Annotated in this window: 15 protein-coding genes; 7 read left to right on the forward strand and 8 right to left on the reverse strand. The window is 67.1% G+C overall.

The features are described 5' to 3' along the window. The 3 genes from WKW77_RS30345 to WKW77_RS30355 form a co-directional block, all read left to right on the forward strand. Positions 1–595: c-type cytochrome biogenesis protein CcmI/CycH (locus tag WKW77_RS30345; protein ID WP_422823299.1), on the forward strand; the 595-nt coding region annotated here is incomplete at its 5' end. 92 nt (positions 596–687) lie between these two features. Further along, positions 688–1608 carry a non-homologous end joining protein Ku gene (gene ku, locus WKW77_RS30350; protein ID WP_340360612.1) on the forward strand — a complete coding sequence of 307 codons (921 nt, stop codon included), beginning with the start codon at positions 688–690 and terminating at the stop codon, positions 1606–1608. After that, the gene (locus WKW77_RS30355; RefSeq protein ID WP_340360613.1) at positions 1605–2438 is read left to right on the forward strand and encodes a tetratricopeptide repeat protein; all 834 of its coding nucleotides are present in this window, start codon (positions 1605–1607) and stop codon (positions 2436–2438) included. Before ku ends, WKW77_RS30355 begins: the two co-directional genes overlap by 4 nt. Positions 2439–2454: 16 nt before the next feature. Here WKW77_RS30355 and WKW77_RS30360 read toward each other — a convergent pair whose 3' ends face one another. Genes WKW77_RS30360 through WKW77_RS30370 form a run of 3 tightly spaced genes read right to left on the reverse strand, consistent with a single transcriptional unit; the run spans position 2455 to position 5192 of the window. Further along, positions 2455–3414: a Bug family tripartite tricarboxylate transporter substrate binding protein gene (locus WKW77_RS30360; RefSeq protein WP_340360614.1), complete on the reverse strand. Its 960-nt coding sequence runs from the start codon at positions 3412–3414 to the stop codon at positions 2455–2457. A 39-nt stretch (positions 3415–3453) separates the two neighbouring features. After that, positions 3454–3819, reverse strand: a complete 366-nt coding sequence (locus WKW77_RS30365; RefSeq protein ID WP_340360615.1) for an AtuA-related protein — start codon at positions 3817–3819, stop codon at positions 3454–3456. Then, entirely contained in the window at positions 3816–5192 is a 1377-nt protein-coding gene (locus WKW77_RS30370; protein WP_340360616.1) for an acyclic terpene utilization AtuA family protein, read from the reverse strand. The genes WKW77_RS30365 and WKW77_RS30370 overlap by 4 nt, the downstream gene beginning before the upstream one ends. A 78-nt stretch (positions 5193–5270) precedes the next feature. On the opposite strand from WKW77_RS30370, the gene WKW77_RS30375 reads away from it, so the two are divergent. Next, the gene (locus WKW77_RS30375) at positions 5271–6185 is read left to right on the forward strand and encodes a LysR family transcriptional regulator (protein ID WP_340360617.1); all 915 of its coding nucleotides are present in this window, start codon (positions 5271–5273) and stop codon (positions 6183–6185) included. Positions 6186–6200: 15 nt separating this feature from the next. Here the strand turns inward: WKW77_RS30375 and WKW77_RS30380 are convergent, their stop codons facing one another. Next, positions 6201–6803, reverse strand: a complete 603-nt coding sequence (locus WKW77_RS30380; RefSeq protein ID WP_340360618.1) for an isochorismatase family protein — start codon at positions 6801–6803, stop codon at positions 6201–6203. Positions 6804–6919: 116 nt separating this feature from the next. Here WKW77_RS30380 and WKW77_RS30385 point away from each other — a divergent pair, with 116 nt between their 5' ends. After that, positions 6920–7117, forward strand: a complete 198-nt coding sequence (locus tag WKW77_RS30385) for a 4-hydroxyphenylacetate 3-hydroxylase N-terminal domain-containing protein (protein ID WP_340360619.1) — start codon at positions 6920–6922, stop codon at positions 7115–7117. A gap of 197 nt (positions 7118–7314) precedes the next feature. After that, positions 7315–8007 (forward strand): alpha/beta hydrolase-fold protein, encoded by a 693-nt coding sequence (locus WKW77_RS30390; protein ID WP_340360620.1) that lies wholly within the window; start codon positions 7315–7317, stop codon positions 8005–8007. On the opposite strand, the gene WKW77_RS30395 is transcribed toward WKW77_RS30390, so the two are convergent. Then, a complete protein-coding gene (locus WKW77_RS30395; RefSeq protein WP_340360710.1) occupies positions 8004–9071 on the reverse strand; it encodes a PQQ-dependent sugar dehydrogenase in 1068 nt (355 codons plus the stop codon). The genes WKW77_RS30390 and WKW77_RS30395 overlap by 4 nt on opposite strands. A 284-nt stretch (positions 9072–9355) precedes the next feature. Here WKW77_RS30395 and WKW77_RS30400 point away from each other — a divergent pair, with 284 nt between their 5' ends. Then, a complete protein-coding gene (locus tag WKW77_RS30400; protein WP_340360621.1) occupies positions 9356–9925 on the forward strand; it encodes a C40 family peptidase in 570 nt (189 codons plus the stop codon). A 143-nt stretch (positions 9926–10068) separates the two neighbouring features. On the opposite strand, the gene lpdA is transcribed toward WKW77_RS30400, so the two are convergent. From lpdA to aceF, 3 genes are read right to left on the reverse strand one after another with little or no spacing between them, the layout of a single operon-like run. Further along, the gene (lpdA, locus tag WKW77_RS30405) at positions 10069–11883 is read right to left on the reverse strand and encodes a dihydrolipoyl dehydrogenase (protein WP_340360622.1); all 1815 of its coding nucleotides are present in this window, start codon (positions 11881–11883) and stop codon (positions 10069–10071) included. After that, positions 11880–12470, reverse strand: a complete 591-nt coding sequence (locus tag WKW77_RS30410) for an Ntn hydrolase family protein (RefSeq protein WP_340360623.1) — start codon at positions 12468–12470, stop codon at positions 11880–11882. The genes lpdA and WKW77_RS30410 overlap by 4 nt, the downstream gene beginning before the upstream one ends. Continuing rightward, positions 12467–14134, reverse strand: coding sequence for a dihydrolipoyllysine-residue acetyltransferase (gene aceF / locus WKW77_RS30415; protein WP_340360624.1), 1668 nt, complete (start codon positions 14132–14134; stop codon positions 12467–12469). The genes WKW77_RS30410 and aceF overlap by 4 nt, the downstream gene beginning before the upstream one ends. Positions 14135–14173 lie beyond the last annotated feature (39 nt).

Below are 14173 nucleotides of genomic sequence, written 5' to 3' on the forward strand. Positions count from 1 at the left end.
CCAGATCCAGCGCGCGCTCTCGCTGGACCCCGACCACCCCAAGGCGCTCGCGCTCTCCGCCAGCGCAGCCATGGAGCGGGGCGACACACAGGAAGCCCTGCGCCAATGGCAGCACCTGCATCGGCTGCTGCCGCCGGAATCGCAGACTGCGGCGCGCGTGGCGTCGACCATCGCGCAAATCAGTGCGGCGGCCGCACCCGCTCCGCAACAAGTGGGCCCGGAGGCGATCACCGGCCGGGTGACGCTCGCGGGCAAGCTCCCGAGAACGCCCGCTGCGAACGAGACCGTCTTCATCTACGCGCGCGCGGCCGAAGGGCCGCGCATCCCGCTGGCCGTGATGAAGGGCCGCGCCGGCGACCTGCCCCTCGGCTTCGCGCTCGACGACAGTCTCGCGATGCGTCCGGACCATCGCCTCTCGGGCGCAGGCCAGGTCATCGTGGAGGCTCGCATCTCGCAAAGCGGGCGGGCGCAGCCCATGGAAGGCGATCTGATCGGCACTTCGGCGCCGGTGAAGCCCGGCGCGCGCGACCTCGCGATCGTCATCGACGGCGCTGTAGGACCCCGTCCGACGCAACCTGCGAGCGCATCCCGCTAGGGTGTGCACGAATCGACACGCGCCTTTGCGACTGGCGCGGATCGTGGCATTCTTGCGTCGGGAGTCGCTCCTCGCCATCTCCGGAGGTCTGCATGGCAGCTCGTTCACTCGCCTCGTTGTCGCTCAGCTTTGGGCTGGTCTCCATTCCGGTCAAGCTCTATTCCGCCACGGAAAGCAGCGCGACGGTCCGCTTCAACCTGCTCGCCAAGGACGGTTCGCGGGTCAAGCAGCAGTACGTTTCGGAGAAGGACCCGTCGCTCGTCGTTCCGCGCTCGGAGATGGTGAAGGGCTACGAGTTCGAGAAGGACCGCTACGTGATCTTCACGCCCGACGAGCTCAAGGCCGTCGAAGACAGCGCGACCCACACCATCGAGATCGTCGCGTTCATCCCGGAGCGTGCGGTCGACCCCATCTACTACGACAAGGCCTACTACCTCGCCCCCGACAAGCGCGGCGCCAAGCCCTACACGCTGCTGCTCGCGGCCATGCGCGAGAGCGGCCAGTGCGCGCTCGCCAAGTGGACCTGGAAAGGCAAGCAATACGTGGTGCAGGTGCGTTCGCACGAGGACGGGCTGGTGCTCCAGCAGCTGCTGTATGCGGACGAGGTGCGCTCGATGAAGGAACTCCAGATCGAGCAGGTCTCGCCCTCCGACGCCGAGGTGAAGCTCGCGCTGCAGCTCATCGACCAGATCTCGCAGGACAGCTACGACCCGGCGCAGTTCGTCGACGAGGAGAAGAAGCGCATCCTCGCGGCCATCGACGCGAAGATCGCCGGCGAGCAGGTGGTCGCGGTCGAGCACCGCGAAGAGGCTTCCGGCGGCGGCCAGATCATCGACCTCACCGAGATGCTGAAAGCCAGCCTCGCGAAGTCCGGCGCCGGCAAGCGGACCGCCCGCGCGCCGGCCGAAGAAGTCGTCACACCGATGGTCGCGAACGAGCGCAAGGGCGCCAAGCGCGCCACCAAGGCCGCTGTCGAGGCACCGGCCCCTGCCAGGGCGCGATCCAGGAAGTGACGCTCGACCATCCCGAAACGCCGCACACCCTGCGCAGCATCCAGGAGATGCTGGGCCTCTCGCGGGGCGCCATCGCGGGGTTGATCGCCAACGGCTTCGTGAGTCCCAAGCGCGGGCCGCGCAATGCCTATCGCTTTTCGTTCCGCGACGTGGTGCTGCTGCGCACCGCCCACGACCTGCAGCAGGCCGACATCCCGACGCGCAAGATCCTGCGCGCGCTGCAGCGCCTGAAGGCCACGCTGCCCGAAGAGCTGCCGCTGACCGGCCTGCGCATCACCGCGGTGGGCAACTCCATCGCGGTGCACGACCGCGAAAGCCGCTGGGAGGCGGAAACCGGCCAGTTGCTGATGGATTTCGACGTGGCCGCGACGCGCGGCTCGGTCGCTTTCGTGGACCGGCGGCGCGATGCCACGCCGCCCGCTGTGTCCGCCGAAGCGCTGTTCGCGCGTGCGGAAGCGCTCGAAGCGAACGACATGAAGGCCGCAGAGGCGATCTACCGCGAGGTGCTCGCCATCTCGCCAGATTTCGCGGACGCCTATCTGAACCTCGGCGCCATCCTCTGCGAGTCCGACCGGCAGGCCGAAGCGGCCCGGCTCTACGACGAGGCGGTGCAACGCCTTCCGGACGCGCCGCTCCTGCACTTCAACCACGCGGTGGCCCTGGAGGACCTCGGGCGGCTCGACGAAGCGATCCGGTCCTACGAGCGCTGCCTGAAGCTGGACCCGACCATCGGCGACGCGCACTTCAATGTCGGGCGCCTGTACGACCACCTCGGCCACCGGCGCGAGGCGATCCGGCATTTCAGCGCCTATCGGCGGCTCCAGAAATGAGGCGAGCGCGGCTTGGCTATTCCGCCTCGATGCCGGCCGCGTTCACGATGCGACCCCACTTCTGCGACTCCGACGCCTGGAACTTCGCGAGGCCCTCGGGCGAGGTGGTGAACACCTCGGTGCCGGTCGGCTCGTAGAAGGCGGCCTTCGCGGCGTCGCTCTGCGCGGCCTTCACCAGCAGTTCGTTCAGGCGCTTGACCACGGCCGGCGGCGTCTTGGCCGGCGCGTACGCGGCAAACCAGTAGCCCATTTCGTAGCCCTTCACGCCGGCTTCCGCGATCGTCGGCACCTCGGGCGCCAGCGGAGAGCGCTTCGCGCTCGACACGCCCAGCGCGCGCAGCTTGCCGGACTTGACCTGCGGCAGACCGGTCGCGGTGTCGGTGATCATCATGTCGATCTGCCCGCCGAGCAGGTCGGTCACCGCGAGCGTGTTGCTCTTGTAAGGCACATGCAGCAGCTTGACATCGGCCATCTGCTGGAACAGTTCGCCGGCGATCCGGCTCGACGAACTTCCGCTGCCGAAGCTGTACTTGCCGGGCTGCTTCTTCGCCATCGCGACGAACTCGGCGACCGTCTTCGCAGGGAAGGACGGGTTGACCACCATGATCTGCCCGCCCTTGCCCAGCGCGGCGATCGGCGTGAAGTCCTTCACCGGGTCGTAAGGCAGCTTCTTGAACAGATGCTCGTTCGCCGCGTGCGTGGTGTTGGTGGTGATGAGCACGGTGTACCCGTCGGCGGGCGCCTTCGCGACCATCTGCGAGGCGATGAAGCCGCTGGCGCCGGCCTTGTTGTCGATCACGACTGCCTGCTTCGTCTCCGCAGTCACGCCGTTGCCCAGCGCACGCGCGATCTGGTCCGTCGCCGTGCCGGCCGCGAAGGGCACGACGAAAGTGATCGGCTTGTCGGGGAAACCCTCTGCATGCGCGGCGGATGCCGCCAGCGCGGCAGCGAGCGCGAGGGAAGAAATGCGGTTCATCTGTCTGTCTCCTGGATGGTTGAGGGTCTCGATCGGATTTCAGAATTCGTCAGGGCCCGCGAGCCGGTCGGCAAGTTCGCGCGGCACGCGGATCGGAAGGTCGAGCAGCAGGAAGGACAGTGCCTTGCCATGCGTGTCGAGATTGAGCGCATCGTTGACGCCGCCATCGAGCACGCCGTCGAGCACGAAGTTCATCGCATGCAGCTTCGGCAGCAGATGGCGTTGCACCCCGGTCGGCGCGCGGTGCTCGAATTGCGCCGCGACAGCCTCGGGCGTGACCTGCTCCACCAGCAGCGCGTAGAGATCCGGGTGCCACGCGATCACGCTGATGTTGGAACGGTCGCCCTTGTCGCCCGTTCGTCCATGCGCGGCGCGATAGAGCGCGACTTCGATGTGCGAGTTCATGACGTCGCCTCCTCGATGAAGACATGCCGCACGGTCACGGCGTCGCGCGGCAGCAGGCACGAGATGGTGTTGAGGCGCGGCGTCAGCGCCGTCCGCACCCCGCCGCCGCCAGCCGGCCCGCAGGTGTAGAGCGCCATGACCTCGCGAGCGAGCCGCTCGGCCTGCGCACGGTCATCGTGCGCCGCGGCCACACGCAGACGTACATCGCGCCCGCCCGCGTCGGCTGTTGCCGCGAGCGTGCGGCCGGCGTCGTCTCCGAGCACGCTGACGGCACCGATGAGGTCGACGCGCAGTTGCAGTCCCGAGAGGCGCTTGCGGAGAACCTCCGCCGCGAGCCTTGCGCGAGACTCGGCGCGCGGCCCGGCATAGGAAATCTCCCCCTCTGCGAGCCAGCCGCCTTCGTGGCAGACATTGACCTTGTAGTGCGACGGCCGCGAATGACCTTTCACGCCGCGAAGCGCCACCCGGTCGCGGCCAAGCGCATGGACCGCGGCCTCGGAGATGTCTGCAACCACGTCAGGCGTCAGGTAGGCGCCGGGATCGTGCACTTCGTAGAGCAGTTGCTCCTTCACGGTCGCCTCGGTCACCAGGCCTCCGGTGCCGTCGGACTTGCCGATGATGCAGCCGCCATCGGCATCGATCTCGGCGATAGGGAATCCGACCGCTTCGAGGCCCGGTACGTCCTTGTAGCCGGGGTCAGCGAAATAGCCGCCACAGACCTGCGCGCCGCATTCCAGAAGGTGGCCGGCCATGGTCGCCCGGCCGAGCTTCGCCCAATCGTCCCGGGGCCAGCCGAAGTGCGACATGGCGGGGCCGACGGTCAGGGAGGGGTCCGCCACGCGGCCGCAGACCACGATCTGCGCGCCCGCATCGAGCGCGGCCGCGATCGGCTCCGCGCCGATGTAGGCGTTGGCACTGACGATGCGGATGCCGTCCATGCGCGCGCCGAGTTGCTCGCGCAGCAATGCGAGGTGCTCCGGCGACGAGAGATCGTCTCCTTCGACCACCGCGATGCGCGGCGGCTTCGCGCCCAGTTCGCGCGCCATCTGCGCGATGAGCCGAGCGGCAGCGCGCGGATTGGCGGCGCCGAAGTTGCTCACGATCCGGATGCCATGCTGGAGGCAGCGCACCAGCACTGGCCGCAACATCGCGTCGAGCAAGGGCTCGTAGCCCGCCTCGGGATCGGCACGCCGCCGAAGCTGCGCCAGCGCCAGCGTGCGTTCGGCGAGGGTTTCGAAGATGAGAAAGGCGCGCCGACCGGAAGGGCCGGCTTCGAGCCGCGCGATCAGCGTATCGACCACCGGTCCGGCAGCATCGATCCGATCGCCGGAGAAGCCTGCGGCGCAGCCGATGAGAAGCGAGGGCGTGTCCATGCGAAGGACTCTAAGGCCTCGCAGCATCATCCGTAAAATCGAAAGTTCAGATGAATTGATCGGAATGGCAAATCAATCATGAAGACGCCCGACCTCTCGACACGCCAGCTTCGGGCCTTCCTGGCGTTGGCGGACCAGCGCAACTTCACGCGCGCGGCGGAAAACTGCCATCTGTCTCAACCGGCTTTCAGCGCGCTCATCCGCACCTTGGAAGACGGGCTCGGCACTCGCCTCTTCGATCGCGACACGCGCAGCGTGCACCTCACGCCCGAGGGCAGGCTGTTCGAAGGTTCGGCACGCCGGTTGCTGGAAGAGATGGGCGGCGCGATCCGCGATCTGGCCGATCATGTCGAGCGGCGCAAGGGCCGTGTCCGCGTGGCCGCCCTGCCCTCGCTCGCGGCGGGCTGGCTTCCACGCGTGTTCGCCGAGTTCATGCAGAAGTGGCCCGGCATCACGATCGACCTCGACGATGCCCTGTCCGATGCCTGCCTCGCGCTGGTGCGCGGCGGACAGGCGGACTTCGCCCTCGCTGCTTCAGGCGCCGGTGCGGCGCAGGGCAACGACCTGCGCAGCCGGAAGCTGTGCACCGATCGCTTTCATCTGGTGTGCCGCGCGGACCATCCGCTGGCGCAGGAAGATCGGCTGACACTCAAGAAGATCGCGCCGTGGCCCTTCATCCAGATGGCACGCAACAGCAGCGTGCGACAGTCGCTGGACGCGGCGCTGCACCCGATGCGGCTGAACCAGGTCTTCGAGGTGGAGCACCTCGCGACCGTGATGGGCCTCGTCGAGGCCGGGCTCGGCGTGAGCATCGTGCCGGCGCTCACGCTGTTTCACTTCCGTCGCGAATCACTCGTGACGCGGCCGCTCCCTGTGGCGGGGCTGACGCGCACGCTGCATCTGGTGCAGCGGCGCGAAGGCAGTCTGTCGGTCGCGGCGCAGTCGCTGCACGACCTGATCGTGGAGCGGCTGGGCTCGCTGAAGGTCGACTGATCGCAGAGCGCTTCTTCAACGGATGAGCGTCTGCAGTTCCTTGAAGAGCGGATGCTCCGCGGTGCGCACCCACTCGAAGCCGACCATCTCGGTCGTGACGAGTTCGGCGCCCGCACCGGCCAGCCGGTCGAAGGCCGCATCGCGGTTGCGCTCGGTACGCGAGCTGCAGGCGTCGGTCACCACCCACACCTCGAATTCGTCTTCGAGCAGATCGAGCGCGGTCTGCAGCAGGCACACATGCGCTTCGCATCCGGCGATGACGATCGTGTTGCGCTCTTCGGCGGCGGGCTGCTGCTTCTGCAGATGCTTCGGCAGGCTGCGCGCATTGCCCTGCGGCGCCTTGGCCGGCGTGCGGAGCCATTCGCCGAGGCCTTCTTCCGCGCCGCTGAAATGCATCTTGGCGAGCGTGCGCTGGCACAGCGCGCGGATGTCGGGGAGGTTTTCGCCGAGCTTGGACGGGTTCTGCTCCGTGCCGAAGACCGGCACGCCCACGAGTTGGGCCAGCTTGCCGAGCCGCACCGCGTTCTTCGCGACGGCCTCGGCCTCGAAGATCGCGGGCATCAGGCGGGCCTGATAGTCGACGAGGACCAGTTGGGATTGCGATGCGTCGAGCAGCATGGGGTGTCTTCTTTCGGAGGTGATGGCGGCGATGCGCGCCATGGGCGATTCGATGGTCAAATTATCGAACAAGCGCCCGGGCCGACGAGCCTTGCGCAACCACCAAGGAAGAGACGATGAACGCCCCGCTCAGCACCGCCGCGCTGATGTCCGGCCAGGACTTCCGCGAATCGCTCCGCCGCTCGCGCCCGACCGTGTATGTCGACGGCCGCAAGGTGGACAGCGTGGCCGACGAGCGCGCCTTGCAGCCCGGCATCAACGCCATCGCGCTGACCTACGACCATGCGCTGAAGGCGCAGTCGAACTCGTATTGATGTGCGAGAAGCGGTGGACCCGCTTGCCGCTGGTGTGCTGCACCACGGTCATGACCGGCTCATCGACTTGCCCGTGCCGCCTGGCCGCGCAGACGGGAGTCAGTGAGATTCGCGAGCCCGGCAAGCATCTCCTGCTCGTGTTGCTGGCGGCCGCGCTGCTCGCGGGCTGCGCATCCGTGCGGCCTCCGAAGAGGCCGATGGACACGTTCCTCCACAAGAGCCCCTGCACGCCGGATGCACGCACGCTGCTCGTGCTGCTGCCCGGCGCCTATTCGGAGCCGGACGAGTTCGTACGCGAGGGCTTCGTCGCCGCAGTCGAAGAACGCCGGCTGGCGGTCGACGTGCTGCGTGCCGATGCCCCGCTGGGCTACTACACCAGCGGAATGGCAATCCTCCGGCGCCTGGGCGAAGACGTGATCGCGCCCGCGCGACGGCAGGGCTACACGTCGATCTGGATCGCCGGCATCTCGGTCGGCGGCCTCGGTGCCCTGTCCTATGCGACGACGAATCCGGGCCAGTTGGACGGCATCGTCGTGCTGTCCCCCTACCTCGGGGAACGCACCACCAGCCTCGACATCGCGAACGCGGGCGGCCTCGTGCGCTGGCGCGCGCCGAACCGCAGCCTGCCCGGCGACAACGGCGAGCAGCGCTTGTGGGCATGGCTCCAGCGCTACGGCGCGCAGCCCGATGCGCCGGACCTGCCGCGGCTCTACCTGGGTTTCGGGCGCGACGACCGGTTCGCGTTCAGCCACGAGTTGCTGGCCGCCGTGCTGCCGCCCGGCCATGTGTTCCGCACCGAGGGCGGGCACGACTGGCCCGAATGGCGGCGGCTCTGGGACGAGATGCTTCCGGTGCTCGGGCTGCCGGGCTGCCCCTTGCCCTCGCGCTAAGGCTGCAACCGCATCAGCTTGCCGTTGGATTCGTCCGTCAGGATGTAGAGCAGGCCGTCCGGCCCCTGCTTGACGTCGCGGATCCGCGCACGGCCTTCTTCGAGCAGCTTGTGCTCGGCGGCCACCTTGCCGTCCTTGATCTCGATGCGATCGAGATACCCGAACTTGAGCGAGCCGATGAAGAGATTGCCCTTCCACGCCGCGCCGTAGCGGTCGCTGGTCAGGAACGCCATGCCCGAAGGCGCGATCGACGGCACCCAGTAGTGAAGCGGCTGCTCCATGCCTTCCTTGTGGGTGATGCCCTCGCCGATCTTGCCGCCGCCGTAGTTCTCGCCGTAGGTGATGACCGGCCATCCATAGTTGCGGCCCGCAAGGGGGATGTTGATCTCGTCGCCGCCCTGCGGACCGTGTTCGTGCATCCACAGCCTGCCGTCCGGTCCGATCGCCGCGCCCTGGCCGTTGCGGTGGCCGTAGCTCCAGATCTCCGGCAGCGCCCCGGGTCGGCCGACGAAGGGGTTGTCCTTCGGCGCCATCCCGTCCTTGGCCACGCGGACGATCTTGCCGAGGTGGTTGTCGAGCTTCTGCGCGTCTTCCTTGCGGCTGAAGCGCTCGCCCAGCGTGAGGAACAGCGTGCCGTCCGGCATCTCGACGATGCGGCAGCCGAAGTGATTGCGGCTCACGACTTTCGGCTGCTGGCGGAAGATGATCCTGAGGTCTTCGAGCTGGCCGCCGTCCGCCGAGAGCGCTGCCCGCGCGAGTGCCGTGCCGTTGGCCGCGTCGTTGTCCTTGTCGGGCTCGGAGAAGCAGAAGTAGATCGTCCGGTTCTGCTCGAAGCCGGAATCGGCGAGCACATCCAGCAAACCGCCCTGCCCGCCAGCCGCGATCGGCGGAAGCCCCTTGACCGGCGCGCCGACCTTGCCATCGGCCGCGACCACTCGCAGGCGGCCAGGTCGCTCGGTGACGAGGAAGCGACCGCCGGGCAGAAAAGCCACGCCCCAGGGGTTCTCCAGCCCCGACGCAACGACTTCGGGCCGGGGTGCTGCGACGGCGGCGCCCGCGACCATCGCTGCAAACCAAAGAGTCCATCGCGGCACTGCACGGGCGTTCATCCATATGGAGGTCATGCGCATCCTTCGAAGAAGCGGTCTTGCAATCGTTTGGCCATTCCATCCAATTTCAAAGACTTTTGCATTACACGCCGCTCGACGCTTATCGCGGATAACTGAAACATTTACATTTTTTGATATGAGAGGATCGAAAAAATCCATCTGCAGCAACAAGTTACGTGCAAAATCGCGACTTCGCTTCAAATTGACACCCCGGGGTGTCATCCATATCCTTACGCGCCATGCGTTTTATCCTACTCACCGCCGGCCTGCTGCTAGCGATCTCGGTCCATGCCGCGCCGCTCCAGCGTGCGGAGTTCGGCGATGACGCCGTCGAGGCGCAGGTCGTCGTCGACAAGACCCTGAAGGGCCAGTTCCAGCAGGTGCGCCAGACCGTCGTCGACCGCACTTCCGACCTCGTGGTCACCACCATGGGTTTCCTGGGCGTTCCTTACCGCCGCGGCGGCAACACGGTCGAGACCGGTTTCGATTGCAGCGGCTTCGTCCGCGCGATGTACAACCAGACCGTCGGCCACCTGCTTCCCCGCCGCGCCGAAGAACAGGCCGCCGCCACCCAGAAGATCGACCGCAGCGAACTCAAGCCCGGCGACCTCGTCTTCTTCAACACCATGCGACGCGCTTTCAGCCACGTCGGCATCTACGTCGGCGAAGGGAAGTTCATCCACTCGCCCAAGCCCGGCGCGCAGGTTCGCGTGGAAGACATGAGCGGCAGCTATTGGCAGCGGCGCTTCAGCGGCGCTCGGCGCGTGGTCGACGCGCAGGACGACGCCGCCAAGACCTCCGGCGACTGACCCGCAAAGCCATTCCATGAAAAATCCCGCCGCTGGCGGGATTTTTTTGTTCCAGGACCCCGGCGGATCCGGCTCCGCCGGTCCGCCGGGGGTGCCCCCTGAAAGGGGGTGCCCGAGCTACACGAAGTGAGCGAGGCTGGGGGTCAGCGCTTCTTCACCGGGGGGAGATCCGTGCAGCTCCCGTGCGCCACTTCCGCCGCCATGCCGATGCTCTCGCCGAGCGTCGGGTGCGGGTGGATCGTCTTGCCGATGTCGACCGCATCCGCGCCCATTTCGATGGCCAGCGCGATCTCTCCGATCATGTCGCCCGCATGGGTCCCGACGATGCCGCCACCGACGATGCGGTGCGTCTCGGCGTCGAACAGCAGCTTCGTGTAGCCCTCGTCGCGCCCGTTGGCGATGGCCCGGCCGGAGGCGGTCCATGGAAACAGCCCCTTCTCGACCTTCACGCCCGTCGCCTTGGCCTGGTCCTCGGTGAGGCCGACCCAGGCCACTTCGGGATCGGTGTAGGCCACGCTCGGGATCACGCGCGCATTGAAGGCTGCGCTCGCGAGTTCGTGATCGCCCTTCTGCTCGCCGGCAATGACTTCGGCGGCCACATGCGCCTCGTGCACCGCCTTGTGGGCCAGCATCGGCTGGCCGATGATGTCGCCGATCGCGAAGATGTGCGGCACGTTGGTGCGCATCTGCACGTCCACCGGGATGAAGCCTCGGTCAGTCACGGCAACGCCCGCCTTCTCGGCGCCGATCTTCTTGCCGTTCGGGCTGCGGCCGACCGCCTGCAGCACCAGGTCGTAGACCTGCGGCTCCTTCGGCGCCTGCTCGCCCTCGAAGGTCACGCGGATGCCTTCCTTGGTCGCCTCGGCGCCGACGGTCTTCGTCTTGAGCATGATGTTGTCGAAGCGCGGCGTGTTCATCTTCTGCCAGACCTTGACGAGGTCGCGGTCCGCGCCCTGCATCAGCCCGTCGAGCATCTCGACCACGTCGAGGCGCGCGCCGAGCGTGGAATACACCGAGCCCATTTCGAGGCCGATGATCCCGCCGCCGAGGATGAGCATGCGCTTGGGTTCGACACCGAGTTGCAGCGCGCCGGTGGAGTCGACGATGCGCGGATCGTCCTTCGGCATGAAGGGCAACTGCACCGCCTGCGAGCCGGCCGCGATGATGCAGTTGCGGAACTTCACCACTTGCGACTTGCCGCTCGCGTCCTTGCCGTCGCCCGAGGTCTCCTGCACCTTGAGGTGATACGGGTCGACAAATTCGCCGATGCCGCGCACGGTCGTCACCTTGCGCATCTTGGCCATCGCAGTCAGGCCGCCGGTGAGCTTGCCGACCACCTTGTTCTTGTGGGCGAGCAGCTTGGCACGATCGATCTTGGGATCGCCGTAGCTCACGCCCAGATCGGCGAAGTGCTTGACCTCGTCCATCACCGCCGCGACGTGCAGCAGGGCCTTGGATGGAATGCAGCCGACGTTGAGGCAGACACCGCCGAGCGTCGCGTAACGCTCGACCAGCACGACCTTGAGCCCCAGGTCGGCCGCGCGGAAGGCGGCCGAGTAACCGCCGGGGCCGGCGCCGAGCACCAGGACATCGCATTCGACATCCACGCCGCCCGCATAGGTCGACGCAGCCGGCGCCGCAACAGGAGCAGCCGCGGCCTTGGCCGCCGGTGCCGCCGCGGGTGCTGCAGGAGCGGGTGCCGGCGCAGCAGAGGCGCCTTCCGCCGCATCGAGCGTCAGCACGACCGAGCCTTCGCTCACCTTGTCGCCCACCTTCACGGCCACCGCCTTCACCACGCCGGCGTGCGACGAGGGAATCTCCATCGACGCCTTGTCCGATTCCACCGTGATGAGGGACTGCTCGACCTTGACCGTGTCGCCCGCCTTGACGAGGACCTCGATCACAGCGACTTCCGAGAAATCGCCGATGTCCGGCACTTTGACTTGTACTTCGCTCATTTGGACACCTTCAGTTTGAGTGTGAGAACGTCGACCGGTGCGGCCGAGTTTCTATCGAATTCACAGGCCGCCGCCACGCCGGCTTCGGCCACGTCGCGCGCGCTGCGCGCCTTGTCGTAGGCGGCGTGCATCGCGCCGAGTGCGAAGCTGCGGCCGGAGCCGATGCTCCAGAACTGCTTGAACTCGAAGACTTCGCGATAGCTGTAGACGCCGTAGATGCCGCTCGGGTTGGCCATCAGCATGGTGAACTGGCTCGACTCGTACGGCTCATGTTCGTCTTCCTTGGTCTGCAGGTAGAACGAGTCCTTCAGCACCGGATGCAGCCGCGTGAAGGTGTGGAAGATCTCGTCCTTGCTGCCGAAGCGCAGCGCCTCCACCGGCTGCCCCGCAAGCGCGTGCTGCAGCACGAGGTAGTGCGCCGCCGCGCCGGCCATCGCGAAGATGGTCTGGCCGGCTGCGTCGTTGACCATGAAGAGCTTCCGGTTCGCCTCGGCGTTGAACGACAGACGCGTGTCGCCGAACGTCACCAGCGAATCGGAAGCCATCACGACCTGACCGCCTTTGCGGACGGCCACGACCGTGGTCATAGGATGATTCGACGGTAGTCGGCGAGGACCTGACCCAGGTACGCATTGAACCGGGCGGCCGCGGCACCATCGATGACGCGATGGTCGTACGACAGCGACAGCGGGAGCGTCAGGCGCGGCACGAACTGCTTGCCGTCCCAGACCGGTTTCATCTGGCCCTTGGAGAGACCCAGGATCGCCACTTCGGGCGCATTGATGATCGGCGTGAAGTGCGTGCCGCCGATACCGCCGAGCGAACTGATCGAGAAGCAGCCACCCTGCATGTCGGCCGAGCCGAGCTTGCCGTCGCGCGCCTTCTTGGCGAGTTCGCCCATCTCCTGGCTGATCTGGATGATGCCCTTCTTGTCGGCATCCTTGAGCACCGGCACCACGAGGCCATTGGGCGTGTCCGCCGCGAAGCCGATGTGGTAGTACTGCTTGTAGACGAGCTGGTCGCCGTCGAGGCTGGTGTTGAACTCGGGGAACTTCTTGAGCGCCGAGACCACGGCCTTGATCACGAAAGCCAGCATCGTCACCTTGACGCCCGACTTCTCGTTCTCCTTGTTGGTGGAGACGCGGAAGGCTTCGAGCTCCGTGATGTCCGCTTCGTCGTTGTTGGTGACGTGCGGGATCATCACCCAGTTGCGGTGCAGGTTCGCACCACTGAGCTTCTTGATGCGCGACAGGTCCTTGCGCTCGACGGTGCCGAACTTGTTGAAGTCGACCTTCGGCCAGGGAATCAGCCCCAGCGCAGCACCGTCCCCGCCGCCCGCCGGCGCCTTGGCCCCCGCAGCCTTCGTGCTGACTGCGCCGCTCATCACGGCACGGGTGAAGTTCTGGACGTCTTCCTGCGTGATGCGGCCCTTGGGCCCGCTGCCCTTCACCTCGTCGAGTGGCACGCCGAGTTCGCGCGCGAACTTGCGCACCGACGGCGATGCGTGCGGCAGCTTGCCGCTGGGTGCGGCGGTCGGGTCATGCGGAGCCGGCGCGACGGCCGATGCCGAAGGCGCTGCGGCCGGTGCAGGTGCCGATGCGGTCGCGGCCGCAGGCGCAGCGGCGGCCTGGGCGGGCGCCGGAGCCGGAGCAGCCGCACCACCGCCTGCGCCTTCGATCACCGCGATCAGGTCGCCGATGTTGACCTTGTCGCCGACCTTGACCTTGAGTTCCTTGAGCACGCCGGAGGCCGACGACGGGATCTCCATCGAGGCCTTGTCCGACTCGACGGTGATGAGCGACTGCTCTTCCTTGATGGTGTCGCCGGGCTTGACCAGCACCTCGATCACCGCGACGTCCTTGAAGTCGCCGATGTCGGGCACCTTCACGTCGATCGGGCCGGCGGCTGCGGCCGGTGCGGGCGCAGCGGCTGCAGGCGCGGGCGCAGGCGTCGGCGCTGCAGTGGCAGGCGCCGCCGCGGCCGGTGCCGGTGCCGGTGCTGCGGCAGCCGCGCCTTCGGCCTCGAGCAGCAGCACCACGGAGCCTTCGCTCACCTTGCTGCCGACCTGGACCTTGAGTTCCTTCACCACGCCGGCCTGGCTCGACGGGATCTCCATCGACGCCTTGTCCGACTCCACCGTGATCAGCGACTGCTCGGCCTTGACCGTGTCGCCGACCTTCACCAGCACTTCGATGACTGCGACCTCATCGAAATCGCCGATGTCCGGCACCTTGACTTCCACTGTAGCCATATCGTGTCTCCCGCCCTAGGGCGCAGTTGATTGTTGGTT

Origin of the sequence: Variovorax ureilyticus (assembly GCF_037889935.1) — a bacterium.
In the GTDB taxonomy this organism is placed as follows: Bacteria; Pseudomonadota; Gammaproteobacteria; order Burkholderiales; family Burkholderiaceae_C; genus Variovorax; species Variovorax ureilyticus.

Excerpts from the sequence above, each read along its gene's own strand:
- ku (WP_340360612.1), top strand. The coding sequence starts at position 688 with ATGGCAGCTCGTTCACTCGCCTCGTTGTCGCTCAGCTTTGGGCTGGTC.
- WKW77_RS30360 (WP_340360614.1), bottom strand. The coding sequence starts at position 3,414 with ATGAACCGCATTTCTTCCCTCGCGCTCGCTGCCGCGCTGGCGGCATCC.
- WKW77_RS30365 (WP_340360615.1), bottom strand. The coding sequence starts at position 3,819 with ATGAACTCGCACATCGAAGTCGCGCTCTATCGCGCCGCGCATGGACGA.
- WKW77_RS30370 (WP_340360616.1), bottom strand. The coding sequence starts at position 5,192 with ATGGACACGCCCTCGCTTCTCATCGGCTGCGCCGCAGGCTTCTCCGGC.
- WKW77_RS30375 (WP_340360617.1), top strand. The coding sequence starts at position 5,271 with ATGAAGACGCCCGACCTCTCGACACGCCAGCTTCGGGCCTTCCTGGCG.
- WKW77_RS30380 (WP_340360618.1), bottom strand. The coding sequence starts at position 6,803 with ATGCTGCTCGACGCATCGCAATCCCAACTGGTCCTCGTCGACTATCAG.
- WKW77_RS30385 (WP_340360619.1), top strand. The coding sequence starts at position 6,920 with ATGAACGCCCCGCTCAGCACCGCCGCGCTGATGTCCGGCCAGGACTTC.
- WKW77_RS30390 (WP_340360620.1), top strand. The coding sequence starts at position 7,315 with ATGGACACGTTCCTCCACAAGAGCCCCTGCACGCCGGATGCACGCACG.
- WKW77_RS30395 (WP_340360710.1), bottom strand. The coding sequence starts at position 9,071 with ATGGTCGCGGGCGCCGCCGTCGCAGCACCCCGGCCCGAAGTCGTTGCG.
- WKW77_RS30400 (WP_340360621.1), top strand. The coding sequence starts at position 9,356 with ATGCGTTTTATCCTACTCACCGCCGGCCTGCTGCTAGCGATCTCGGTC.
- lpdA (WP_340360622.1), bottom strand. The coding sequence starts at position 11,883 with ATGAGCGAAGTACAAGTCAAAGTGCCGGACATCGGCGATTTCTCGGAA.
- WKW77_RS30410 (WP_340360623.1), bottom strand. The coding sequence starts at position 12,470 with ATGACCACGGTCGTGGCCGTCCGCAAAGGCGGTCAGGTCGTGATGGCT.
- aceF (WP_340360624.1), bottom strand. The coding sequence starts at position 14,134 with ATGGCTACAGTGGAAGTCAAGGTGCCGGACATCGGCGATTTCGATGAG.